Annotated in this window: 23 protein-coding genes; 9 read left to right on the top strand and 14 right to left on the bottom strand. The window is 44.8% G+C overall.

Annotated features, from left to right (window positions below):
• Nucleotides 1-106 precede the first annotated feature (106 nt).
• Nucleotides 107-271, top strand: coding sequence for a hypothetical protein (locus ACXAD4_RS25995; protein WP_170114867.1), 165 nt, complete (start codon nt 107-109; stop codon nt 269-271).
• Nucleotides 272-395: 124 nt separating this feature from the next.
• Here the strand turns inward: ACXAD4_RS25995 and ACXAD4_RS25990 are convergent, their stop codons facing one another.
• The 3 genes from ACXAD4_RS25990 to ACXAD4_RS25980 form a co-directional block, all read right to left on the bottom strand.
• Complete coding sequence (locus ACXAD4_RS25990) at nt 396-713, bottom strand: DUF1496 domain-containing protein (protein WP_475244904.1); 318 nt, start codon at nt 711-713, stop codon at nt 396-398.
• A 73-nt stretch (nt 714-786) separates the two neighbouring features.
• Complete coding sequence (locus ACXAD4_RS25985) at nt 787-1,137, bottom strand: RidA family protein (protein ID WP_107296143.1); 351 nt, start codon at nt 1,135-1,137, stop codon at nt 787-789.
• A gap of 143 nt (nt 1,138-1,280) precedes the next feature.
• Nucleotides 1,281-1,958 (bottom strand): DNA alkylation repair protein, encoded by a 678-nt coding sequence (locus ACXAD4_RS25980; RefSeq protein WP_475244903.1) that lies wholly within the window; start codon nt 1,956-1,958, stop codon nt 1,281-1,283.
• Nucleotides 1,959-2,186: 228 nt separating this feature from the next.
• Here ACXAD4_RS25980 and ACXAD4_RS25975 point away from each other — a divergent pair, with 228 nt between their 5' ends.
• The 5 genes from ACXAD4_RS25975 (at nt 2,187) to ACXAD4_RS25955 (ending at nt 7,410) form a co-directional block, all read left to right on the top strand.
• The gene (locus ACXAD4_RS25975; protein WP_475244902.1) at nt 2,187-3,554 is read left to right on the top strand and encodes a glutamine synthetase family protein; all 1,368 of its coding nucleotides are present in this window, start codon (nt 2,187-2,189) and stop codon (nt 3,552-3,554) included.
• Nucleotides 3,555-3,570: 16 nt separating this feature from the next.
• Nucleotides 3,571-5,040 carry an aldehyde dehydrogenase family protein gene (locus tag ACXAD4_RS25970; protein ID WP_475244901.1) on the top strand — a complete coding sequence of 490 codons (1,470 nt, stop codon included), beginning with the start codon at nt 3,571-3,573 and terminating at the stop codon, nt 5,038-5,040.
• A 3-nt stretch (nt 5,041-5,043) separates the two neighbouring features.
• On the top strand, nt 5,044-6,207 hold the full coding sequence (locus ACXAD4_RS25965; protein WP_475244900.1) for an iron-containing alcohol dehydrogenase: 1,164 nt from the start codon (nt 5,044-5,046) through the stop codon (nt 6,205-6,207).
• 49 nt (nt 6,208-6,256) lie between these two features.
• Entirely contained in the window at nt 6,257-7,012 is a 756-nt protein-coding gene (locus tag ACXAD4_RS25960) for a glutamine amidotransferase-related protein (protein WP_475244899.1), read from the top strand.
• Nucleotides 7,013-7,095: 83 nt separating this feature from the next.
• Complete coding sequence (locus tag ACXAD4_RS25955; RefSeq protein ID WP_475244898.1) at nt 7,096-7,410, top strand: DOPA 4,5-dioxygenase family protein; 315 nt, start codon at nt 7,096-7,098, stop codon at nt 7,408-7,410.
• A gap of 19 nt (nt 7,411-7,429) precedes the next feature.
• Here the strand turns inward: ACXAD4_RS25955 and ACXAD4_RS25950 are convergent, their stop codons facing one another.
• The 4 genes from ACXAD4_RS25950 to arfB form a co-directional block, all read right to left on the bottom strand.
• Nucleotides 7,430-8,227: a PAS domain-containing protein gene (locus tag ACXAD4_RS25950; RefSeq protein ID WP_475244897.1), complete on the bottom strand. Its 798-nt coding sequence runs from the start codon at nt 8,225-8,227 to the stop codon at nt 7,430-7,432.
• A gap of 337 nt (nt 8,228-8,564) precedes the next feature.
• Entirely contained in the window at nt 8,565-9,458 is an 894-nt protein-coding gene (locus tag ACXAD4_RS25945; protein WP_475244896.1) for an aspartoacylase, read from the bottom strand.
• 126 nt (nt 9,459-9,584) lie between these two features.
• A complete protein-coding gene (locus ACXAD4_RS25940) occupies nt 9,585-10,034 on the bottom strand; it encodes a hypothetical protein (RefSeq protein WP_475244895.1) in 450 nt (149 codons plus the stop codon).
• A gap of 88 nt (nt 10,035-10,122) precedes the next feature.
• Nucleotides 10,123-10,536: an alternative ribosome rescue aminoacyl-tRNA hydrolase ArfB gene (gene arfB / locus ACXAD4_RS25935; protein WP_475244894.1), complete on the bottom strand. Its 414-nt coding sequence runs from the start codon at nt 10,534-10,536 to the stop codon at nt 10,123-10,125.
• A gap of 162 nt (nt 10,537-10,698) precedes the next feature.
• Here arfB and ACXAD4_RS25930 point away from each other — a divergent pair, with 162 nt between their 5' ends.
• The gene (locus ACXAD4_RS25930) at nt 10,699-11,034 is read left to right on the top strand and encodes a DUF3392 domain-containing protein (RefSeq protein WP_475244893.1); all 336 of its coding nucleotides are present in this window, start codon (nt 10,699-10,701) and stop codon (nt 11,032-11,034) included.
• Between the two features lie 327 nt (nt 11,035-11,361).
• Here the strand turns inward: ACXAD4_RS25930 and ACXAD4_RS25925 are convergent, their stop codons facing one another.
• Nucleotides 11,362-13,077: an NAD-dependent malic enzyme gene (locus ACXAD4_RS25925; RefSeq protein ID WP_475244892.1), complete on the bottom strand. Its 1,716-nt coding sequence runs from the start codon at nt 13,075-13,077 to the stop codon at nt 11,362-11,364.
• 959 nt (nt 13,078-14,036) lie between these two features.
• Here ACXAD4_RS25925 and ACXAD4_RS25920 point away from each other — a divergent pair.
• Nucleotides 14,037-15,383: an endonuclease/exonuclease/phosphatase family protein gene (locus ACXAD4_RS25920; protein WP_475244891.1), complete on the top strand. Its 1,347-nt coding sequence runs from the start codon at nt 14,037-14,039 to the stop codon at nt 15,381-15,383.
• A gap of 64 nt (nt 15,384-15,447) precedes the next feature.
• Here the strand turns inward: ACXAD4_RS25920 and ACXAD4_RS25915 are convergent, their stop codons facing one another.
• Complete coding sequence (locus ACXAD4_RS25915) at nt 15,448-16,836, bottom strand: glycoside hydrolase family 1 protein (protein WP_475244890.1); 1,389 nt, start codon at nt 16,834-16,836, stop codon at nt 15,448-15,450.
• A 217-nt stretch (nt 16,837-17,053) separates the two neighbouring features.
• On the opposite strand from ACXAD4_RS25915, the gene ACXAD4_RS25910 reads away from it, so the two are divergent.
• The gene (locus ACXAD4_RS25910) at nt 17,054-18,802 is read left to right on the top strand and encodes an SgrR family transcriptional regulator (RefSeq protein WP_475244889.1); all 1,749 of its coding nucleotides are present in this window, start codon (nt 17,054-17,056) and stop codon (nt 18,800-18,802) included.
• Between the two features lie 65 nt (nt 18,803-18,867).
• Here the strand turns inward: ACXAD4_RS25910 and ACXAD4_RS25905 are convergent, their stop codons facing one another.
• The 5 genes from ACXAD4_RS25905 to ACXAD4_RS25885 form a co-directional block, all read right to left on the bottom strand.
• Nucleotides 18,868-19,158 carry a carboxymuconolactone decarboxylase family protein gene (locus tag ACXAD4_RS25905; RefSeq protein WP_475244888.1) on the bottom strand — a complete coding sequence of 97 codons (291 nt, stop codon included), beginning with the start codon at nt 19,156-19,158 and terminating at the stop codon, nt 18,868-18,870.
• A gap of 98 nt (nt 19,159-19,256) precedes the next feature.
• Nucleotides 19,257-19,514, bottom strand: a complete 258-nt coding sequence (locus ACXAD4_RS25900; RefSeq protein ID WP_475244887.1) for an HP1242/YdcH family protein — start codon at nt 19,512-19,514, stop codon at nt 19,257-19,259.
• Nucleotides 19,515-19,838: 324 nt separating this feature from the next.
• Entirely contained in the window at nt 19,839-21,749 is a 1,911-nt protein-coding gene (gene asnB / locus ACXAD4_RS25895) for an asparagine synthase (glutamine-hydrolyzing) (protein WP_475244886.1), read from the bottom strand.
• 166 nt (nt 21,750-21,915) lie between these two features.
• Nucleotides 21,916-22,755 carry a histidinol-phosphatase gene (locus tag ACXAD4_RS25890; RefSeq protein ID WP_475244885.1) on the bottom strand — a complete coding sequence of 280 codons (840 nt, stop codon included), beginning with the start codon at nt 22,753-22,755 and terminating at the stop codon, nt 21,916-21,918.
• An 80-nt stretch (nt 22,756-22,835) separates the two neighbouring features.
• Nucleotides 22,836-23,744, bottom strand: a complete 909-nt coding sequence (locus tag ACXAD4_RS25885) for a LysR family transcriptional regulator (protein ID WP_475244884.1) — start codon at nt 23,742-23,744, stop codon at nt 22,836-22,838.
• Nucleotides 23,745-23,772: the final 28 nt, after the last annotated feature.

Here is a 23,772-nt window from a genome sequence, read left to right as displayed (position 1 = left end):
TTAATAGTGGAAATTGATTTCGTTTTGTATGAAAATGACAGCAACTTTATGAATCACTAAGCACATGATATTGAACCCATATCATGGATAGAAAAGGAAATATTCGATGAACAGCAATAAAGCACGAGTGATCTCTAACTGGAAACCAACCAACGAGCGCGAATCTGCCGCATTGAAAGAGTTTTTGATGCAGGAAATGGGAGCGAAAACGGCTCACCATGAAGGTGGTACAGGCAAACTTGGTCCTGACTCAGGCCGACTAGTTCGCTAATTCGGCTCAGTCGCTGAAAACTAATTCAAGTAACAGTTCCCCCTGTTACGACAATGCAGCCAGTCCCGTAAGGGATATGGCTGCATTTTCTTTTAGAGCGATGTAATAATAACCTATCTACAGGCTAAGACTTCTTTTCTAGCCTTACCCACTTAAGGGCACCATTGGTTTCAAAGTGTTTTTCAGGCTGGCATTCCAGCAGCACACCTTCAATGGCTATCACGGCACCCAATGAGTAGGATCGCCCTTCATAGAAGCAGACTCGCTGAGTATTAAATGTCCCTTCAAGGCTCACTTTGGGCTGTGACTTCACCGAAATCTCTTTGGCCGCCAAAGCCTGAGAGTATAGCAACATCAGCAATAAAGACAAGATAAGAGTGAAAAGCGACGGCTTGAATAAACCTTGATTATTCCCTGGCATCACCAGATTCCACTTGTTCATCATCTTCTCCTTAATAACCCTGCTCTATATCAACGACCCTTTTAGCGCGTTACTTAAGTAAAAAGTATCGTTATTATTCTTTAACTGCTGCAACTACAGAAATTTCCACCAGCAGCGCTTCGCGTGCCATGCTCGCTTCTACGCAAGCACGAGCTGGGGCGTGACCAGCTGGTACCCAGTTGTCCCACACTGCGTTCATTTCAGCGAAGTCTTTCATATCTTTGATATAGATGGTCGCTGAAAGCATGTGCTCTTTATCACTTCCCGCTTGCTCAAGTAGTTTCTCTACTTTATCCAGCATGGTTTGAGTTTGCTCAGTAATACCTTGTGTTGCATCTGCACAGACTTGGCCACAAAGGTAAACCGTACCATTATGCTTAACAATACGACTCATACGCTGACCAGTTTCTTGACGTTCAATCACAATAAATGCCTTTTTATGTTATTGGGACCTAGGGGTCTCTATACAATGTAATTCTATTGATTACGGTTCAGCGTTATACTAACAACTGCATCCATTTCAGTAAAAAGAATTTATAACTATCATTTTGATAGTTAATCGGCCGATTATATATTCTTCAATGCTTCTTGTTGGCTTAAAGGAGATAATTGTTCTTGATGGGCTAACACAAAGGACTTTACATAATCCGCGTCTGTTTTTGCATATTCTCTGAGCACCCAGCCAATCGCCTTGCGAATGAAAAACTCTTTCTCATTAGCCAACATCAAAATGGTTTCCTCAAGCAAAGGGAGATTGGTATCCGCTTTATGTTTGAGATGAACCAGCAATGATGCCCTGCGTAGCCACATATTGTCCGATTCACGCCAATTACAGACAACACTTTCAAGTTCGCGGTGCTCTTTTACCAACGGTCCAATTAAGTTAGAAGCTAATTTATCAACGGTATCCCAATGAGTGGCTTCGGTAAGCATCTCTTCGTAAATGGGAAATGCCTCCAAGGTGCGAAAAGCTTTGTAGTATTCGGCAACATCCATCGCAAGGTACTGCTCTTCGCGGTTCTCCCCTGACCATAACCAGAGCACCAATCGCTTGTACTCGATGAAAGAGGTGATCTTGGTATGCTCACGGGCTTGTTTAAATATTGCCTTTCGCTCAGGCGCTTTCACACCATAAAAAGGCTGTTCGGTTTTCATATATGCTTGCATGGCCTTTGCGTCGTCGGCATTACCCGCTTCGGCCATTCTCTGCTGCATGAATATCACCATAGGAATAACAAGTGACATCAATAACTTCCTTTTCTTTACTTATCATTAAAATAGTTTGCCGATATTGGAACACAGTTACTTGCACAATACCAATGTCTCACAAACAAGACTTTTTCACCGTATTGATAAGGTTGACGAATGTCCGACCTCTTCCTAGGTTTAAATCAATAATAAAAAAATCCTAGTCATGACGCTTATTTGCCTATTTCCTAGCTAACGCTTAGCCAACAGAAGGGATACCCGCCTATGCAGCCAAGAGAGGTCAGAACGGTTGACGATGCCAAACAGATTATCGATGAGCGCAAGCTCAGCCATGTCAAAGTGGGGCTGTTCGACAACGATGGCGTAATGCGCGGCAAGTATATGTCGAAGGAAAAATTCTTTTCGTCTCTCGACAAGGGGTTTGCCTTTTGTGATGTGGTATTGGGCTGGGATGTCAAAGATCAGCTTTACGATAACACCCAATACACAGGTTGGCATACTGGTTATCCCGATGCTCCTGTGAGGATTATTCCTTCCAGTTGCCGTGATGTATTAGACGAAGACGGCATGTTGCTGTTTATGGCTGAATTTGCAGGCGAAGCTGAATCGGTTTGCCCTAGGGCCACGCTGCATCGGGTACTTAATAAATGTAAAGCCATGGGTCTGATCCCAAGAGCTGCCTTCGAGTATGAGTTCTTCCTGTTCCGCGAAACGCCGCATTCAGTCCGTGAAAAAGGTTTTCGGAACCTTGAACCGATCACCCCAGACTGGTTCGGTTACTCGATGATACGTAATTCGACCTATTCCGAGCTGTATAAATCTATCCTTGCGATGGCCGAAACCATGGATTTCCCCATTGAAGGCATCCATTCGGAAACCGGTCCAGGTGTCATCGAAGCAGCTATCGCTGTCGACTATGCCTGCCATGCTGCAGACAAAGCAGCGCTGTTCAAAACCTACATGAAGGTACTGGCGCAGAAAAACGATTTAATGGCAACCTTCATGGCCAAATGGAGCAATGATTACCCTGGCCAGAGCGGGCATATCCACTTATCCCTTCGCGACCAAGATGGCAACAATGTTTTTTACGACAATAATGAACCCCACTCAATGAGTGCCATTCAACGCCATTTCCTTGCTGGCCAGCAACGACTGATGCCAGAACTACTCTGTATGGTTGCTCCCTCGGTGAACAGTTACAGTCGAATGATCCCTGGGTTCTGGGCCCCCACCGACGCCACTTGGGGCATCGAAAACCGCACGACATCGCTCAGGGTAATTACGGGATCAGAAAAGTCACAGCGTATCGAATACCGAATCGGGGCGGCCGATGCCAACCCGTTTTTAGCCCTGGCCGCTGCGCTTGGTTCTGGCCTAATTGGTATTGAACAAGGCTGGGAGCCTTCAGATCCGGTGTTAGGAAATGCTTACCAACAAACTCACAGTGATACCCTTGCCCTCCCGCGTACACTGTGGGATGCCACCCAGCGATATAAGCAATCAGAAGCCGCTGTTGCATTGTTCGGCGATGCTTTTGTCGAGCACTTTGCTGCCTCAAGAGAATGGGAAGATAGGGAGTTCAGAAAACACGTCACCGACTGGGAGCTCAGCCGTTATTTTGAAATTATCTGAGACGAGGAAAAAACATTTGAATCGTTCAGTTAAAACAGACATCCCACAAGGTGTTGTCCAAAATACCCTCTCACCTGCAGATGGAAGTGTGGTAGCAACCGTTACGCTTGCTACACCCGAAGTGATACAGGATACGCTTGATAGTGCCAACAAAGCACAAAAAGAGTGGAAACTCACACCACTTGCCAAGAGACAAGAATACTGTACCCGGGCTATCGATGCGCTCCTGAGCCACAAAGATATGATTGCGACCGAACTCAGCTGGATGATGGGCCGACCTATCCAGCACAGTGGCAGCGAACTGAGAGGTGTCGAAGAGCGTGCCCGCTACATGATAAAGCACTGTGAGCAAGCACTTGCACCCGTAGAGCTACCTGATAAATCAGGCTTTACTCGCTATATAACTAGGGAACCCCTAGGAACAATACTGGTGATATCTCCATGGAATTACCCCTACCTCACTGCCATTAACTCAATCGTTCCTGCCTTGTTAGCAGGAAACAGCGTGATCTTAAAACCGTCTTCCCATACCCCACTCTGTGCCCAGCGTTTCCAACAAGCTTTTGATGAAGCCCAACTGCCCGATGGCGTCTTCCAACACGTGTTCTTGAGTCATGAAGCCACTGAAGAGATGGTTAGCAATGATCAGCTCCAGCATGTCGTTTTTACCGGCTCTGTCACCGGAGGGGCGTTAATCGAAATAGCAGCCGCTGGACATTTCCATGGCCTTGGCCTTGAACTTGGAGGCAATGACCCAGCCTATGTTCGTCATGATGCCGATATCAGCTTGGCCGCTGAAACCATAGTTGATGGTGCGCTCTATAATGCTGGGCAGTCATGCTGTGCCATAGAGCGGGTGTATGTCGACCATCGTGTCCATGACGAGTTTGTCGAAAAAGCCGTAAGATTAGTCAATCAGTATCAATTGGGATTTCCACTTGATGAAGACACCACCTTAGGGCCATTGATTTCAGCCAAGGCCGCCGACCACGTCCGCCATCAAATAGCCGATGCGAAACAACAAGGTGCCCAAGTACATATCTCAGAAGCCTGCTTCCCTAACAGCAAGCTAGGGAGCCCATATATTGCGCCGCAGGTGTTAACCGAGGTGAATCACCAAATGCAGGTTATGACCGAGGAAACATTTGGCCCTGTGCTGCCGATACAAAAGGTATTTTCGGACCAAGAAGCTATCGATTTAATGAACGATAGCGAATACGGACTGACAGCGAGTATTTTTACATCTGATATTAAGCAAGCTATTGCCATTGGCGAGCAAATTGAGACGGGAACCTTTTTCGCTAACCGTTGTGACTATCTCGACCCTGCGCTGGCATGGACAGGTATCAAGCACTCAGGTAAAGGTTATGCCTTATCGACTCTGGGGTTTGAGACACTAACCCGTCCTAAGTCATATCATCTGAAGCACCCGCGTAAGCAACATACCAGCGTTGATGACAACATATCACCTAATTCATTGGACTAGCCCATGACTCTCCTGCATTGGCACTACCCCACCGAAATACTCGTTGGCGAAAATGCCGGTTCGCAACTGGTTTCGATCTGCCAAACATCATCGATACAGCGACCACTGTTTGTCATCGACCCATCACTGGCAAGCACCCAAACAATACAATCTATTCTCGCTGCATGTGAAGAAGCCAGCTTAACTACCGACATCTTCAATAGTTTTGAAGGGAACCCTACCGGGGAGCAGGTTGAAAGTGGTAATACTGCTTTTCTAGAAGGAAAACATGACGGCGTCATTGCCATTGGTGGCGGCTCTTCTCTGGATATAGGAAAAGCCATAGCCTTAGTTGCTCAGCAAAAGCAATCATTATGGGAATTTGAAGATATAGGTGATAATTGGAAACAGGCCGATTCAACCCTTATCGCTCCCGTTATCGCCCTGCCAACCACTGCTGGAACCGGCTCAGAAGTAGGAAGAGCATCGGTGATTACTGATACTCAAAGCCAATGTAAGCGCATCATATTCCACCCAAAGATGCTGCCTACGCAGGTTATTTTGGATCCCACCCTTACTGTTGACCTACCAGCCCACCTCACAGCAGCAACAGGTCTGGATGCTTTGTCCCACAACCTTGAAGCGTACTGTTCGCCAAGCTACCACCCCATGGCCGAGGCCATTGCCATTGAAGGCATGCGGTTAATTAAGCTGTACCTCCCCATCGCATACACTGACGGGACCAACCTACAAGCGAGAACCCAAATGCTTATTGCCTCTTCGATGGGAGCGACCGCTTTCCAGAAAGGGCTTGGCGCAATGCATGCATTGGCTCATACGCTTGGCGCTCGCTACAACCTGCATCATGGGTTATTGAATGCTGTCTTGATGCCTTATGTATTGTGCGCCAATCGGCATTACCTTCACGAGAAAATGCAACGGCTGTCTCACTATCTTGAGCTGGAGAAAGAAGGCTTCGACGGTGTACTCGAGTGGGTACTGGCACTGCGAAAGCAGCTCCATGTTCCGCATTCATTATCTGAACTGGGCATCAACAATCAAGAACAAGAAGTCATTGCATCTCAGGCAGTAAAAGACGCCGCTGCCAGTGGAAACCCTATACACTTATCTCAGGAGCAGTATCAAGCGGTCTTTAACTTTGCCCTCGACGGCAAGCTCGATTTGTAAGGTTGAACAGGTCAGTCTGAAGATATAGGTCTGAAATTGAGGTAAGAAAATGAAGCTAGGTGTATTGCTGTGTGATGATGTCAGGCCAGAGTTACAGCCCAAGCATGGTAATTACCCAGCGATGTTCACCAACCTGTTCGCACAAGTCGACTCTAATATTGAGCTGCAATTCTACCGAGTCATTGATGGCCAGTACCCACAATCATTGAACGAGTGCGATGGCTACATAACCAGCGGCAGCCGGTACAGTGTTTATGAGCAAAACCGCTGGATAAATGTCTTCCAAGGATTTGTCCATCAACTCTTCTTTCAGCACATCCCCTTGGTGGGGATATGCTTCGGCCATCAGATGATTGCGCAGGCACTTGCCGGTGAAGTGATGCAGTCGGATAAAGGCTGGGGAATAGGCGCAGCTCAAGCAGCCCTAGATACCCCATTAACTCAGCAACCTCCTTGGCTAACTGAGCCTCCAAACAAGGTGTCCCTGCTAGTAAGCCATCAAGATCAAGTGATTCGCCCCCCGGAAAACACAACTATTATTGCCAGCAGCGATTTCTGTCCTAGCAGCATCATGCTAGTTGGTGAGCACTTCCTGGGTATTCAAGGCCACCCCGAGTTCACCCCAGAGTACCTGTACGACTTGTTAGAGCTTCGAAAAAGTATTTATCCGGCTCAGACTTACCAAATCGCTTTGGACTCACTCGATCAACCCACAGACCACCTAGAAGTCACACAGTGGATCATCCAGTTCTTCCGCTATCGGCAATTACTTAGCAATCACCATACCTTCAATAAAACCGAATAACTCCATCAAACAAAAGCCCTCGTCTGTTTCTCTCGCAAGCTTACAATGATTTCCAACAACGCTTGGAACTCATGGAGGCTATTATGTATCACGCCCATATTTACTTTGATGAACACCAAATCAACGCCGCTGAACATCTACACGAAAAAATCGCCCAGCGCCAAGATGTTAGCCGAGTATTTCCCCTTGTGCACCGCGAAGTCGGTCCGCATAGCAAACCTATGTTTGAAGTCCATTTTACTGATAATGAACAAGGCCTTGTTAACTGGCTAGACAGCGAACGCGGGGAATTATCGGTTTTGATCCACCCGGTGTCTGATGATGTACTTTCCGATCACACCACAAAAGCGGTTTGGCTTGGCGCAGCATTACCTATCAAAACGGAAATATTACTTTGAGCGTAAAGCTCTGCTGCGATTAAATATCCTTGCCAAAGTCATTAAACGAAGCTGGATAGTCAGAATCAGAAGGATCACGATATGTGGAATTACTTGGTATCGCTGTTAAGGTTTTAATCGTATTGGTCATTATCCCAGCAGGCGATAAATTAGTGATCCTATTATTCAACAAGTAATCTCGTAGTGCTCTTCTACTGTTTATACTTCCACAATAACGGAGTTGCGCTTTATCAAACAGTCGAGCCATATTGTTCTCAACGGTTTTTATCGACTTACCAAGAATGGTACTTATAAACTCATTGGAAAACCCACACATAATAAAATAGGCATAAGTCTCCTGCAGAGATGTAAAGCTCTCACAAAGCTTAGTTGCTTTAAAGTCAACTTCATGGCCTTGATTGAAATACATGGTTGGATCATTAAAGGCTGAAGATAACGTGAAGATAAAGCCAGTATTGTACATGCTGACATCAATACCTACGACTTTACCCGAAGTGTTGATAATTGGGCGTTTAGACACATAGTACGCCTTGCACCCAGAAGAGAGCCTTATGATATTCAATGAAAAAAGATAATCTTGGCTTTCAAGCACATGCTTGTTTTGAATATCAATCACATCTGCAAAATCACTAAAGTTACATTGGAGTGCTGAGTTCTTTACCCCATATGCCTGCTCATTACTTAAGCCTAAAATATCAGCATAAGGACGATTGATCGCAGAATAATTACCCTCACCATCATAGACAGCACAAGGGAAAGGGCTTGATATGTTCTTTAGCCCAACAGCATAAAGATACTGTTCATCTGTTATGTTCATTATTGTTTGATAGATGACCGAAAATCAGATTAAATTATGCATTTTAAAAGCGACATAAGAATACCTAATGAGTATAGCTTCTCAACCAATTCATCATATAAATTGTAAGAAAATTTGGATCACTTAAGATAGCCAAGGTGTAATAGTCACAAATTATGAGTTATGAGATTGGTATAGGCTCCATCATTTTGAGGCCACTTCCATACGCTTAGATATCTTAGGGCATCCTCATAACAGGCGACAACTCATTACTTTGTTACCAACAACAATATAATTACACCGTTTGAAGAAAAGCGCCCGCAGAGCAGGCGGTTTTTCCACTATTCGAAGCAAGGGGCTAAACTGTAACAGTGACTTTCTTCGCCAACGACATCGCAAGGTTGTTGTCGTAATAAGCCGCTTCGTTGATGAAATGCGGATAAGCTTCGTAATCCCCTTCCCAACAGATTTCCTGACCGTCAAACAGCGTAAAGATTGGGTCGCCGTGACGTAGCACTTTGAAGTCGGCATCCTGCACGTTACGGTGAACCATACCGATTCGCTCGCCTTGCTCATTCTCAGGCAACTTAAGTGTTTCATGATACTTGTAAGCTTCATAACTAGCAGGCAGCGCTGGCAAAGCACTGCGGTTATACAAGTCAACGAAGTCGAGAATATGACCGGTCATCTCTTCCATCCAGTCCAATACATCTTGCCGGATGACAGACTGAGGTTGCGGACCAATTTCAACAATGACGCCCTGCTCGGTAATTGAACTCAAAAAGCAATGCTCGTGAACAGCGACATGATCTTCCAGCACGATAACCGCATCAGGCATTTTTGCTGAGACATAGGCACCAAGCTGGCGGTTGAAGGTATCTGTCTGCAGCAAGATAAGTGATGGTCCCATATTGCTGGTCGTGTTATGCAGATCGATAATAAAATCGGTTTTGGCATTGCCTTTAGGGCCTAGCTGGGCGTTGATTGCTTTGGCCCGGCTTTGCTCGTAATTTGCCAACTCAGGATTGATGAGATCGTCATTTCCAAACTGACGGTTCATATCACAATCAAGATAGCGCTTGTTCTCCTCAAACGCTTTTGGGTTAGCAAATACAGTTTCAACTGTAAAACTGTCTCGCTGGATCAACTGTGGTGCTTCACGCCATTTACGTAGCAGGTAAATGCCACTAAATTCATTACCGTGGGTACCGCCAACAATGGCCACTTTGTTCAATGTATTCGTCCCTGTCATTTCGGTTCAAACTCGCCTTAATCAATTTCTAAGTTACATTCACTGATACCAGCTTCACTGATACTTTTCCAGAAAAAATGCATATTTAGTGGCTTATAAGGCACTGGTTGAACCAACATTTACGGATTAAAATGGTTGCGGTCGTGTTTGAGCCAGTTTCAAATAAGCATGTAGCTGATCGTTTTTGTACTCTATGGCGGAGTGAATACTGCTGTCTTGGTTGGCAACAACCGTACAGGTATAACGATTTTCATCTTTATAAATAGTTAGCTCCAGCATGCCATTGACTAGACGCCATTCACCCGTCGTTTTCTGGCGCCTGAACAAGGTAAACTCTTCTAGGCTACCATTTGGATGAAGAAGCAATTCTGTGGTGTAGCCCGCCGTGCATGTTTTAATCCAGTGCTGCTGGGTGAGCTCTGAAAGAGAAAAGTCACGTTTACCTGACAACCAGACTTGCAGCTCATCCTGCTCCTTGTTGTCAGGAGCCGGCAACTGATTTAAATCCAGCAACCTCACCCGCTCTGATTCACGATAAAACAACTGCAATAACTTTTGGGTTTTCAGATCAGACATCCCTATCTCCATAAAACAACGTTAGCTATTAAATGTAACGCTATTTAATATACAGCATTAGTGTTAAACATTGATTTTGCTATACAAGTCAAAACTTAACCTTGCCGCGCAGTACTTTAGTCTGGCCTCGCTGTGTTTTTTTATCCATCCGTTTTTTCTGTGAGGAGCGAGTTGGTTTGGTTTCCCGGCGTTTCTTTTGCTGTACAACAGCCGATTTAATCAGCGCCACTAGCCTTTCCAAGGCATCTTCGCGATTTTGCTCTTGGGTACGGTATTGTTGCGCTTTTATGATAATTACCCCCTCTTTGGAGATCCTGCTATCAGATAAGGCAAGCAACCGCTCTTTATAAAACGGCGGTAATGAAGAGTGAGGAATATCAAAACGAAGGTGGATTGCCGAGGAGACTTTGTTGACATTTTGTCCACCCGCACCCTGAGCGCGAATAGCCGTCAGTTCAACTTCCCAATCACCTAATTGAACTGAGTTAGAGATCACTATCATAAAAAAACAATCAATAAGGATTCAACAGACAGTATACCTCTCCTTGACCGTCTTTTTTCAGCCATTTTTCATTTAACCCTTACTGGTTTCTGGTCGCCTTTAGCCAATATACCTTTAACACAATGAGATATGATTTTCAGGCGAGTACCTGGATAGAAACCTATGGAAATTATCACTTCATTTATTGCTGATGTTGGGAACTGGATCAGACCTTGGACAGATGACATATCAACGGCAGCTGTCACTTGCCTTCTCGTCATGTTTGCTGCCGATATTAATCGATTTATGAGAAAGCAATTAATTGGCACTAATTTTATCATCAGAACGATGATTTTTATTTTGATCAATGCCTTTGGCTACGGATTATTCATTGTTACCACCGCACCATTTTTATCTGAGCAACTAAGCCAGCTGGCTAACCACTGGCTTATTACTGTCGTCATCTCAATGTTCATTGTTATTGGCATATGGGCACAGCGCCATCGCCAACAAGTTTAACGAGCCTCCGTCACCGAGCCTATTACGCTGACATTCTGAAGATGTGATACATCATCATTAGCCATAAGCCGACACCTGAAACGGCCAGGAATGAGATAACAAGTAGTTGCTTTAATTTTGATAGAAAGCACGACATATGCATACGAACCTCCTGAGCTGCCACTGGCTTGAAATAACAAGTAGAATCAAGCTTTAACAACATATTAACCCTGAAAGTTCAGTAACTGTTAAGATACAGATCGGCTTATGGAAAAGTGGCCCAAAATGCTAAATCATTGGCGTGAAATGTAAAAAGCCCGGCAAAAGCCGGGCAATTTACAATGAGGGCTAAACTCGGCGGTATGGTAAATAAATCGGCTCCCAGATATGCTCTGCCAGTTCATGGGCAATATCTTTGCCTGCCAGAGCGCAGTTAGGATCTTTCGCCTTCATATCTTCGAGAATGCGGGTTGCGACATGCAATGAGACTTGCTTCAAGTTGCTGATCCTTGGATAAACACATCCAGTAGCTAAATCCTCATCCGATACTTTTTCTGCCAATGCATAGGATGCGGTGGTGAACATATCCAACGTAACCTTACGGGTTTGTGACACAATCGCAGCCAAGCCAACACCAGGGAAAATAAAGACATTATTACCTTGGCCAATGCGGAATGAATGCCCGTTATAGTCCACATCACCAAATGGGCTACCGGTCGCCACAATTGCCTGGCCATCACTCCAGCGATAAATATCTTCCGGCAAAGCCTCGCAGTTTGCGGTTGGGTTTGATAACGGAAATATCATTGGCCGCTTGGTATATTCCATCATTTTCTGGATATGCTCTTCTTTGAAGGCGCCACCAATACCACTTGTCCCGAGTAGAACAGTCACTGGGTAGTTATCAATCAATTCAGCCAACGACACTTTGCCGACGTCTGCAACTGTCCAGCCTTCTGCCAGCACTCTCGGTTTCGCATAGCGCTTCTTGTACTCGTCCAAGCCTTCACGGTCATCAAATATCAAGCCTTGAGAATCAAGAATAAAGATTCTGTCCCGAGCTGCCGCATGAGAACAGCCTTCCTTGAGCAACCCTGCAAAGATTTGATCGGCAACACCGACACCACCAGCACCCGCACCATAAACGACATAGTTCTGATCAGCTAATGATTCCCCCTTGATCTTGGCCGCACCAAGAATACCGGCGAGTACGACTGAACCCGTACCTTGAATATCATCATTGAAGGACGGTAAGAACTCTTCATAATCATTGAGGTTATCGAAAGCATTAGACTTGCTGAAGTCTTCCCATTGAAGAACCGCCTTAGGGAAATTACGCTTAACCTGGTGTACAAACTTTTTGATAAAGGCTTTGTATGCTTCACCTTTCAGACGCCGTTGCGGAACCCCCAAATACATTGGGTCATCAAGTAAATCTTGGTTATCCGTTCCGATATCCAGCGCAATCGGCAAGCAATGAGCAGGATGGATCCCAGCACCCAAGGTATACAAAGACAACTTCCCAATGGGAATACCCATTCCTCCCACACCTTGGTCTCCTAGCCCTAGAATACCCTGACTATCTGTCACTACGATTATTTTGATATCTTTACCGGTAAAATGACGAGCCAGCTCATCCATATTCTCGACGTTGTCTTGGGTGATGTAGAGGCCGCGGGCTTTTTGATAACGGTGGCTGAACTCCTGACAGGCTTTACCCACAGTAGGGGTATAGATAATCGGGGTCATTTCTTCTATGTGCCTTGAGAGCAATGCATAGAACAAGGTTTCGTTACGATCTTGCAAGGCACGCAAGAAGAGGTATTTTTCAATATCCGTAGAAGCATTTCGAAACCCATCATAGACTCGGTTCAACTGGTCTTCAAAGGTTTGAACTCGTGGTGGCAATAAACCTTCTAACTGAAAGGCTTCCCTTTCTTCATAGGTGAATGCGGTGCTTTTATTCAAAGTCCGGTCATTGAGTAATTCTGTGCCACTCAAAGAGACTGGCCTGAATTCGTCACCATGCTCATCTTTCCAACGTAGGTATCTCCCTATCGTCATATATTCCTCCGTTCACATTATTATCATTGTTATTTATTGGCTTCCTCATGTAGAGAAAGCCAACAAATTGTAATACTTATGAGCAATGAAAAATGTGACAGTTGAAGGTTTGTCTAAAATAGACATAACGATAAAGCAATAATCGAAATATTCGGTTTTTATTTATTGATAGCGGCCATACACTTTTGAATTATTGTATGTACGTTGAGAAGAATCTCATTTCAATGGCTTTTTATCCACGTGCTTATTTTTTGTTTTACCTAGGATACTCATAGACTTAGATTTTAAAATCCTCCTAACTAACTTCTTATCTTTCAAAGCCTTTTCTCCTTACCACAATCAACGCACTTCCATATTGATTTAAACTTGATTTTTTGAAGCCAATTTCGGCGGAGCTGAACAAGGCGCCCTTTGCAATAATCACACATCTAGGTAACCAATATATTTAGTTTCTAATTAACTGCCATTTAATATGTCACAGCACCGATTATATTTTTCAGGAAAAAGTAAATTTTATGTCTGCTTCAGGTAAGATTTAGCCGTCTTGAATGCATATCTCATTTCACCTGATAGTAAGGCAGCTTTTCTACTTTGCTGGAAACTCATTGCTGCCTAACCTCAATTTCACTCTCATCAACAGACGTCCATACCAGCATCATCCTCAACCCAATAAATGGTGCTACGTACGATATAAAGAGTAAAGTCAAAATAATGTCACTCCCGTTGGCATGAGCCACACTCGACTGACAAAGTTATCGGAAAAGAGCAGGCAAACGATTTTACGAGCATTTTTTGAACGCGCAACCGGTTACTTTTTTATTGCTTTGGTTGTATTTCAACCATACTCATAAAAATAATTTGAATTTGCTCACAATAATTTGAAACTCAACAGATAAGAGCAAAAAAAATCTTTAGCCTCTGTCACTCATTTGGCTCTAAACGACACGACAACAATGACGATGAAGAAGACTTTTATTGCGGCATCTATTGCCCTAGCCGCACTTTCAGGCTGCAACAGCGACAGTTCTGTAGAGACATACACTGAAGCACGATTTGCCACTTTTAACCTATCTTTTGATCGTGCGACATATGAAGATTTAGTCGCAGAAATGACGCTTTCCCGAGAAGAACAGTCTGCACTGATTGAGCGCTACAAAAATGATGACGCGTCATTAACAGAAAAAGAAATCGAAACAGCTGAAAAAGTTATTCAGATCAGAAACGTTGCTGAAACTATCCAACGCGTTCGCCCTAATGCCTTTGTCCTAGCCGAGTTCAACAACGACGGTACTGGCAAGGATATGAAAGCGCTAAACGGTTTTCATGAAAACTACTTGGCACATTCTCAAAACAATCAAAAGCCTATTGCTTTTGCTTACAAGAAGAACGTCGCTACCAATACTGGCCTTCCAAGTGAGTATGACTTGAACCTTGATGGTTCAGCTTCTGGTACTGGTGATGACGCATGGGGCTTTGGCTTCTATCACGGCCAATATGCCTTTGCTGTTTTCTCACAGTTTGAAATCGACGAAGATAACGTACGTACTTTCCAAAACTTCAAATGGAAAGACATGCCAGGTGAGAAAAACATCGAAATCGTGAACTGTGAGGCTGAGCTACCAACAGGTAAAAAGTGTGGTGATGCTTGGTACAGCGATGAAGCCTGGGCTGAATTCCCGCTCTCTTCTAAAAACCATGCCGATATCCCTGTGATTATTCCTCAACCAAACGGTGAAAACGAAGTCGTACACTTCTTGGTTTCACACCCTGCACCACCAATCTTTGACAATCCAGCCAAGCACAACACAGAGCGAAACCGTGCTGAACTGCAGTTCTGGAACGATTACATCGACTCTAAGAACTATATGTACGATGACAAGGGTGTATTCGGCGGCCTGCCAGCAGGTAGCAATTTCGTTGTTGCTGGCGACTTGAATGCCGACCACCAAATGGGTGATGGTGATCGTGAAACGATTGCGAACCTTATTACCCACTCTATGGTTAATATCGAAGGCACGCTGGGTAGCTTCGCACCTGCTAGCAAAGGTGGTGAGTACTGCCTAAACGAAGGTATCTGTACCCGTAACCCTGATACCCCACACGTTGAAAATATTACTAGCACAAGTGGCCTTCGCCTAGATTACGTAATTCCATCAGCAACCCTTGATGTGAAAGGTTCTGGTGTTTTCTGGCCAGCCGGTAATGAAGACGGTTACTACCTTGTTTATGACGAGGAGCTTGGTAACAGCAAAGGTGTATCTTCTGACCACCGCATGGTATGGGTAGACTTGGATCTCACCAAGTAAACCAAAACGATTAAAGCCTCACTATAAAGTGAGGCTTTATTATATTAGAGGCTACCAGAAACACCTATTTCAGTGAGCGGCCCTGAGTGCTGATCACTTCCTGGTACCAACTAAAACTCTTCTTGCGCTTACGCTCTAACGTTCCCGTACCGTCATCATGACGGTCAACATAAATAAAACCATAACGCTTGCTCATTTCAGCAGTAGAATTGGCAACTAGGTCAATTGGCCCCCAGCTAGTGAACCCCATCAACTCGACGCCATCCAATATCGCTTCTCGGGCTTGTACCAAGTGATCATTGAGGTACTGGATACGATAGTCATCATGGATCTCACCGTTCTCATCAACCTCATCACGGGCACCTAAGCCATTTTCAACGATGAACAGCGGTTTCTGGTATCGGTCGTACAAGAAGTTCAGCAGGATACGCAGACCCTTAGGGTCAATGAGCCACCCCCATTGGCTTTTTTCTAGGTAAGGGTTTGGCACACTATCGACAATGTTACCCACCTCTTTTTGTTTAGGGTCAGCACTGGCACAGCCACTGGCGTAATAGCTAAATGAAATGAAATCGACCGAAGCTTGAGAAATGGCTTCTAGATCGCCCTCCTCCATCGTTATTTCAATGTTATTTTCACGGAAGTAACGCAGCATATAACCAGGGTATTTACCACGGGTTTGTACATCGCCGAAGAACAACCATTTGTTGTTTTCATGCATCGCAGCAATCACATCATCCGGGTTACAGGTATACGGATAGTTGATCGCGCCAAGCAGCATATTGCCAATTTTGCCATCAGGGATAATCGTCTGACACAGCTTTACTGCTTTGGCATTCGCCACCAGCTGGTGATGGATCGCCTGATAAATTTCCTGCTCGCAGGCCTCTTCCTGCAACCCCACCCCAGTGAACGGCGCATGCAAAGACATATTAATCTCATTGAATGTCAGCCATAGCTTCACTTTCTCTTTATAGCGTTCGAACACCGCCGTCACGTAGCGTTCGAAGAACTCAATCAACTTGCGGTCTGCCCAGCCACCATAATTTTCCACCAGTGCGTAAGGCATTTCATAGTGGGAAAGGGTCACGAACGGTGTGATATCGTGTTTTTCAAGTTCGTCAAAAATACGGTCATAGTAGGCCAGACCTGCTTCATTTGGCTCTTGCTCATCACCATTTGGGAAAATCCGGCTCCATGCTATAGACAGGCGCAGGCAGTTGAAGCCCATCTCCTTAAACAGGGAAATATCTTCCGGGTAACGGTGGTAAAAATCGATTGCGACATCCTTAATACCCGCAGTTCGCGCTTCCCGAGTTTGGTGAGGGCTCAAAATACCTGAAGGCAGCATGTCTGATGTCGATAACCCTTTGCTATCAAGATTATAAGCACCTTCAACCTGATTGGCAGCAATTGCCCCACCCCATAGAAAATCATTCGGAAACTGCGTCATAGAAACCTCTATTTAGACAATACTTTCAACTAAAACCATACCCGTGCCGTCACTTAGGTATAGAACCAGTATCTTCAAATATAAGGAAAAGAAAAAGAGCGCATTTACGGCATTTTACTTCCCCATATTGGATTAATTCACCATTTATTTGTCTAGAGTAGGTATCGGGCGATAAAATTAGGAAAGTTCATGTATGTTGAGTTCCTGATTTAGACAGATGAAAGACGAAAGAGCATTTCAGTATTACTCTAGATTGTTGTCCTTTGGCAGTAAACAAGACACTCTGGTGTCGCTTGCCGATGTCGCGGACGTATTGTGTACCTCACCAAGGCACAGCCGAACGCTATTACAAGCATTGCAGGAGAGAGATTGGTTAAGTTGGATCCCCAAGGTAGGTCGCAACCAACGCTCGGTATTACATCTACATTACTCACTCAATGAACTTCAGCAAGAACTTGCAAAAGGCTTCATTGCTAATGGGCAATATGAGAAAGCCATGGAGTTGGTGCAAGGTGATCAAAGCCGATTCAGTGCCTTGCTGCAACAGACCTCTGGAGCTACCCTACGCGAAGGTCAACTTCATATTCAGCTCACCTACCAGCGTATTTTCACTCAACTGTTACCGCATAAACCGCTGCGCAACAGCGAACGCTTTCTAGTTCGACAAGTATATGCATGTCTGACATCTTGCGATAAATCCGGACAAGTCCGCCCTCAGCTTGCCCATCACTGGCAACGCAACAAAGAGGCTACACTATGGCGGTTCTATATCCGGCCCCAGCTTCGATTTCATTCCAATACACCTATTGATGCCCAACTGATCGGTAGATTGTTTACACGGCTCCGGGATTTGCCTGACTATCAACAAGAGCTTGCGCACGTAACCAATATTTCCGCCGCGCATCAGTGTGTCACCTTTGAGCTCAGCACGCCGGATTGGGGGTTTGCCGCATTGCTATCTGATCTGCGTTATTCCATTCAGCCCCCGGAGCAGCTGATAAAAGATTCAAAGGCTATTGTCGACGGTTGCGGTCCCTTTCAAGTCATTGAGCAGTCTGATAAACGGCTGCGCCTTCAAGCATTTGATCATTACTTCTCGCTACGCTCACTCACTGACACTGTGACCATATGGCAATTCGATCAAACGCCTAGTGAAAGGATCCAATTTGGTCGCACAGGTCCAGGTGATTCAAGGCACTTACAGACGCACACGGCACCTCTTTTCAACGAAAACGACACCGATACTGACAGTACCCAATCTCGAATAGAGAATGGGTGTTTGTACCTGTTATTCAACATGAATAGTGAAGCGGCCCCGCTAAACCACTCTCAGAGAAAGTACCTAAGTAAAATCCTCTCTCCAGAACTGGTCTTAGCACAAGAAGGTTTATCTGATTTGCTTTTGGCTTCAGAGCCCGCGTACAGCTTATTGCCGAGCTGGGCCAAAGTTCAACCACAACTAATGGAAGAAACAGAACTTCCTCACAGGCTTGATATCGCTGCCTATGATCATCTGGTTATCCTTGATTGCGCCAAAGTACTCAGTGCACAATTACACCAAATGGGCATCGACAGTCAGGTCAATGTCTATTCGTTTTCAGAGTTTCATGAACAAGCCGAACTTGGCGAATTGAAAGAAGCAATAATCATTGCCAGCTTCAATGTTGACGATAACCTGCCTGTATCTGTATTCCGATGGTTTTGCTCCAACCCCGTCTTGCACCACGGATTATCAACCAAAGCAAAAAGTTGGCTTAATCAACAATTGGGCCAAATCCGTGAAAATAATGAAGTCAGTGACTATTTGCTAAAACTGGAATCCATTGGCACAACCCTGCAATACGAGAATTGGCTAATGCCGCTAGTCCACCATCGTCAAACGCTTAAATGGCGAGGAGTGCTGCAAGGAGTGACAATGACCGATTGGTCATGGCCTGATTTCAAACATGTTTGGACCGATGAGTAATGTTCAGATAAGTAGTCATAGTTAGGCGAACTGCATGGCTCGCCTTCATGGTTTGTTTACATTGCTTATTCAGCAAAAGTACTCAAGTCAATATCATAACGCTCTAGCACTTCCTGCAACTGCAGCTTCTTTTGGCCAGCAGACACAGCCATCACCTTGGCGGTGACATCAGACACCTCTCCTTGGGTGATCCCCGCCTTTTTAGCTTGTTTGAGATAATAATTGGCACATGGCAAACAATTCATTGCCATTGCAGCAGCAAGCCCGACCAATAACTCTGTTTTTGTATCCAGGTGCTCATTATTATGCGTCGAACGGTAAAATGCCCCATAAGCTTCTTGGTGTTTTCCTAGCATTAATCTCTCCTTGATTAACTCTGCCGATTTCAATCATTTGTTCAAACTATCATGGCGAAAATACTAGGATATGGATCTATATCATTGAATGAGTATGATTATTTTCCGGCCTGCTCATGATGCTGGGTAAGCTGCTTATAGAGCATGTCTTTTAGCACCATACGCTGGTGTTTCAAGTCATGCATGCTGGTGTCATCAATCGGGCTTCCCGATATCTCCAACTGACGAATATTATAATCAAGCTCATGATAACGCTGCAGCTCGGCTTTGAACCTTGGATCATCGTGATTAAGTTGAACAATATCTAATTTGAGCTCAGGAAAATCTAAAATAAACGCATGGTTTTCATTTAGCATCAGCAATCCCTCAATGGTTAACCTACAACTTATTATAGGGCCGCGATTTACATATAACTGTGCTCTATACCCAATAAGAACTCAGCTGGACCTCCCAACTTTTCAGGCAACAGCTTTACTCCCATTAACGTTAATCTACGGAGCCAATCTGGCAGATACGTTATGCGTGCAGCTTAGCCTTGTCTATTGCCAAGGCTTGAAAGTCGAAAGACTTCATGCTCATTTTCCAGCAAATGGCTATGAACCATGTCGCTTAAACGGGCAATCACAAAGTAAGAAGCGTGCTACGTAACACGCTTCTTACTTATTGAATAGCGGAGAAATTTATAATTGGTTGTCGTACCAATTTTGGAACATCAGGATAGTCCAAATCCGAGAAAAGCTCTTTTTGTTATTCGCCATGCACTCTTCCCAAAGCCCTCTGACAAAGCTTGCGTCCAAAACTCCCTGGCTACGCAACTTATCTTCGTTAAGAACCTCATCAGCCCAATCCCGAAGAGGGCCTGTCAACCAGTCCCTCAGTGGAGAGCCAAAGCCTTGCTTCGGCCTGTCAGTCAGCTCAGTAGGAACATAATCATTAAGCAGTGCTTTCAAAATACGTTTTCCTTTACCGTTCTCTGACTTGAACTCCTGCGGTAACGACCACGCAAACTCAACAATGCGTTTATCCAAAATAGGGTTTCTTGCTTCTAGGCTAACCGCCATCGAAGCACTGTCGACCTTTGTCAGAATGTCATCCGTCAAGTAGGTTTGATAATCGTACAGCATCATATTGAGCTCTGCTGAATCAAGTTTAAGTGATTTCACCTTTTCATAGGCAATGTCATTCACCTTACAGTCATTTAAGACAATACGGGATGGGTTGAACAATTTATCCTTTCGTAGGTTGTACAAGTCTAACGGATGATCACTGACGAGCATCGCAACATGTTTTTCAAACGCAGATTCTGGCCCCTGTGCCTTGGCAATCGCTCCACTAAGTAGCGAAAGTGATTTTCTTACTGGGTAAGGTGCCGATTGAAGCTTGTTATAGATTTTGCTGCCACTGAAATAGCGTTTATAACCATAAAATAACTCATCCCCGCCATCACCGGTTAGGGCAACCGTCACCTGAGACTTGGCCAATTTAGAAACCAAATAGGTTGGGATCAGCGACGAATCACCAAATGGCTCATCAGCGATGTTATAGATTTGCGGCACGACATTCAGCGCATCTTCACCATGAATATACATCTCTTCATGATCAGTCTTTAGGTATTCTGCTATCCGTTTAGCTGACTCAGCCTCTGACTTTTCAAAACCGTTAAAACCCAAAGAGAATGTCTTTATCGGCTTGGTTGACACATGCTTGGAGACCGCAGAAACCAACGTGGAATCCACGCCACCAGACAGCATGACTCCAACAGGTACATCCGCCACCATGCGTAACTCGGTTGAGTCCATGAGTAGCTCATTGAGTTGCTGCTTAGCGGCATCAAAATTTCCGGTAAAAGGCGAGGAAGACATCTCGACGGCACGCTGACAAGGCGACCAATATTGAGTTGTTTTAGGCGTAAAGTTATCTTTGCCCGCGATCGTCTTCTCATCAATAGTGATGATACTTCCTTGTGTTAATTTGAATATGCCTTCATAAATGGCATACGGAGCAGGTACATAGCCTTTTTGAAAATATAGAGACAGTGCGTTTTGGTCGATATTTTTATGAAAATCCGGTAACGCTGCGATCGTCTTTAATTCTGAAGAAAAAACAAAGCGATCATTGACAAAACCGTAGTAAAGCGGCTTCTTTGCAGCCCGGTCCTGCACTAAGGTGATAATGTTGGTTGTATTGTCTAACAGAGCAAAGGCAAACATACCATTAAGTTTTGCGAGAGTCTTTTCTAGCCCTAATAACTCAATGGCATTTACCAACACTTCTGTATCAGAATGGCCAGTAAAAGTGAAATTATAGTCATATGCCAACTCTTGCCTGATGGCATTAAAGTTGTATATTTCACCATTAAAAACAATAGTGTATTTCTTGCTCGCCGACAGCATTGGCTGCTCACCAAATGTCGACAGATCTTGGATCGCCAACCTTCGATGTCCGAGAACGATATTGTTACCGTTATGCCACACGTTCGCTGCATCAGGACCACGGTGTTCCATCAGATCTAGCATGGAGTAAACATTTTGCACTTCAGACTCAATGTTTATGCGGGAATGCAATCCCATAATGCCAGAAATACCACACATTCGATTTTTCCTATCTATACCGACTTTTTCGCAATACGTCAGTGTATGGCAGAAATAGTGAAAAAAAGGTCAAGTGTATGCAAAATGAACATGCTTAATGCTTTATACACCAACAGTTCAATTTCAAGTTTAATATCAGGCTTGCTAACTTATGAGTTAGCACGCTTTACAGTGCAACATCTTGCCACCTCCCTCCAAGCAGCACTCTTTGCTCTTGGTACCCAGTTTCCAGAAGGATTTCTCGGCAATATTTATGGTGAACACCCAAGTGATGTGGCGCGTGGGCATCGGCGTTAATTTGAATTGGGATGTGTCTGTCTCTTGCCTCTTTTAACAGCCAAGGGGACGGATAGACATCATCAGTCGCACCACGCAACATACCACCATAATTCACTTCCAAGATAACGCCGGATTTATCGACGTCATCTAAGGTTGAGATGGCAATATCTTTGTACCAGGGAGAGGTCTCATCAAAAAACTGCAGTGCCTTGTTATGCTTTTTGACCAAATCGTAATGGCCGAGAATATCAAATCCACCCTCTGCGCAGAGCTGACTAACTCGCTGAAAATAGGTTTCAATCATATCCCGGGCGCTACCTTGATAGACCTCATTTAATAGCATTTTGAACTCATCATGAGGGCCGTCAACACTCAGCACCGGGTAACGATCGTTAGGGGCCGCTAAGGTATGAACCGAGCCAACTTTATAATTCAGACCCAAGTCATCCCACTTTTTGTCACTCGGTGAGAGCAGGCCTCGAATATAATCAACCTCCAACCCCAGATAGACCTCAATGTCATTGTCAGTCTTTAGCGCCATGATATCTCTTACATACGCTTCAAGATTTTCCTGCTGCATACAGAAGTCATTTTTAAATGGCAGAGGAGCGTGGGAGCTAAAGCCGATAGCTTTGAAATTGAGTTGCTTAGCCTGTTCAACCACCTCAAGTGGTGAGCCTTTACCATCACAGTAATGGCAATGGGTATGAAAATTGGTGAGCAACATCGTATGCCTCCCTGGCTACTTAATACTATTGAGTTTGTATATTATCGGCTTCACCGGATAAATACACATAATTAAGAGGGTTAATATTTCCCTTTATTCAGTTGCCAATCTTGGTTACAGAGTTGTTCAACAAACCACTCGAAGGCTTTCCCTACCTGCCCTTTATGCCAGGCGATATATACCTCTTGATTCTCTCTGGGAATCTCGCATTGTTTGACGATGAGTTGCCCCGTATCCAAATAAGGTTTTGCCATATGCTCAGGGAGAAAACCAACACCCAAGCCTTTTAGCTGCGCCCTTAGCTTTGACGCCATCGAATTCACTCTGATCACTTGCTTACTGTTAAATTGACCACTGTCGCGAACAGGTAGAAGCTGGGAAGTGTCTGATACGACTACAGCAGGGAATTGAGCAACCATACCGGCTTCTAGCACACCTTCAATACTCGCCAAAGGGTGGTGTGGCGCGACAGCAAATACGAAAGACAGATAGCCGATGTGATGAGTGTGAAAAAGGCCTTTGGGCAGCTCCCCCGTAGCTCCAATCACTATGTCTGCCCGCCGGCTATGAAGCGCATCCCAACCGCCACCAAGCACTTCGACGCCAAGTGAAACATCTACGTTATGGTTTAGCTGATTAAATTGCCCAACCAACTCAAAAAGGACAGATTCAGGGATCACCGTATCTCTTGCGATACGAATTTCACGCTCCCAACCCGACTCCAATTGCTGGACAGAATCAACTAATCGATTAGTCGCTAACAGGATTTCCCGCCCATGTTCCAGCACAAGCTGGCCAGCGGGTGTCAGTTGAGCACGCTGTTTAGTTCTATCGAACAATGCCACGCCCATCTCTTCTTCCAGCTTCTTTATGGTATAGGTCAACGCAGAAGGAACCTTGAACAAAGACTCTGCTGCTGCCGCAAAACTTCCTTTTGTATCAATCGCATCCAATGCCCTGAGAGCTTCAATCGTAATTGCATGTTGCATAGCGATATCCTTTATTCAAATAATTTGA

The organism is Photobacterium sp. AWH4_225 (assembly GCF_056158405.1).
The sequence above is the reverse complement of the archived record's forward strand: the minus strand, read 5'-3'. Positions and strand labels throughout refer to the sequence as shown.

Coding starts and splice junctions, on each gene's coding strand:
- ACXAD4_RS25995 (WP_170114867.1), top strand. CDS start 107: ATGAACAGCAATAAAGCACGAGTGATCTCTAACTGGAAACCAACCAAC.
- arfB (WP_475244894.1), bottom strand. CDS start 10,536: ATGATAGTGATCTCTAACTCAGTTCAATTAGGTGATTGGGAAGTTGAA.
- asnB (WP_475244886.1), bottom strand. CDS start 21,749: ATGTGTGGTATTTCTGGCATTATGGGATTGCATTCCCGCATAAACATT.
- ACXAD4_RS25945 (WP_475244896.1), bottom strand. CDS start 9,458: ATGACAGGGACGAATACATTGAACAAAGTGGCCATTGTTGGCGGTACC.
- ACXAD4_RS25890 (WP_475244885.1), bottom strand. CDS start 22,755: ATGTTGCTCACCAATTTTCATACCCATTGCCATTACTGTGATGGTAAA.
- ACXAD4_RS25960 (WP_475244899.1), top strand. CDS start 6,257: ATGAAGCTAGGTGTATTGCTGTGTGATGATGTCAGGCCAGAGTTACAG.
- ACXAD4_RS25900 (WP_475244887.1), bottom strand. CDS start 19,514: ATGCTAAATGAAAACCATGCGTTTATTTTAGATTTTCCTGAGCTCAAA.
- ACXAD4_RS25950 (WP_475244897.1), bottom strand. CDS start 8,227: ATGAACATAACAGATGAACAGTATCTTTATGCTGTTGGGCTAAAGAAC.
- ACXAD4_RS25920 (WP_475244891.1), top strand. CDS start 14,037: ATGAAGAAGACTTTTATTGCGGCATCTATTGCCCTAGCCGCACTTTCA.
- ACXAD4_RS25990 (WP_475244904.1), bottom strand. CDS start 713: ATGAACAAGTGGAATCTGGTGATGCCAGGGAATAATCAAGGTTTATTC.
- ACXAD4_RS25910 (WP_475244889.1), top strand. CDS start 17,054: ATGAAAGACGAAAGAGCATTTCAGTATTACTCTAGATTGTTGTCCTTT.
- ACXAD4_RS25930 (WP_475244893.1), top strand. CDS start 10,699: ATGGAAATTATCACTTCATTTATTGCTGATGTTGGGAACTGGATCAGA.
- ACXAD4_RS25955 (WP_475244898.1), top strand. CDS start 7,096: ATGTATCACGCCCATATTTACTTTGATGAACACCAAATCAACGCCGCT.
- ACXAD4_RS25915 (WP_475244890.1), bottom strand. CDS start 16,836: ATGACGCAGTTTCCGAATGATTTTCTATGGGGTGGGGCAATTGCTGCC.
- ACXAD4_RS25940 (WP_475244895.1), bottom strand. CDS start 10,034: ATGTCTGATCTGAAAACCCAAAAGTTATTGCAGTTGTTTTATCGTGAA.
- ACXAD4_RS25980 (WP_475244903.1), bottom strand. CDS start 1,958: ATGTCACTTGTTATTCCTATGGTGATATTCATGCAGCAGAGAATGGCC.
- ACXAD4_RS25925 (WP_475244892.1), bottom strand. CDS start 13,077: ATGACGATAGGGAGATACCTACGTTGGAAAGATGAGCATGGTGACGAA.
- ACXAD4_RS25885 (WP_475244884.1), bottom strand. CDS start 23,744: ATGCAACATGCAATTACGATTGAAGCTCTCAGGGCATTGGATGCGATT.
- ACXAD4_RS25975 (WP_475244902.1), top strand. CDS start 2,187: ATGCAGCCAAGAGAGGTCAGAACGGTTGACGATGCCAAACAGATTATC.
- ACXAD4_RS25905 (WP_475244888.1), bottom strand. CDS start 19,158: ATGCTAGGAAAACACCAAGAAGCTTATGGGGCATTTTACCGTTCGACG.
- ACXAD4_RS25965 (WP_475244900.1), top strand. CDS start 5,044: ATGACTCTCCTGCATTGGCACTACCCCACCGAAATACTCGTTGGCGAA.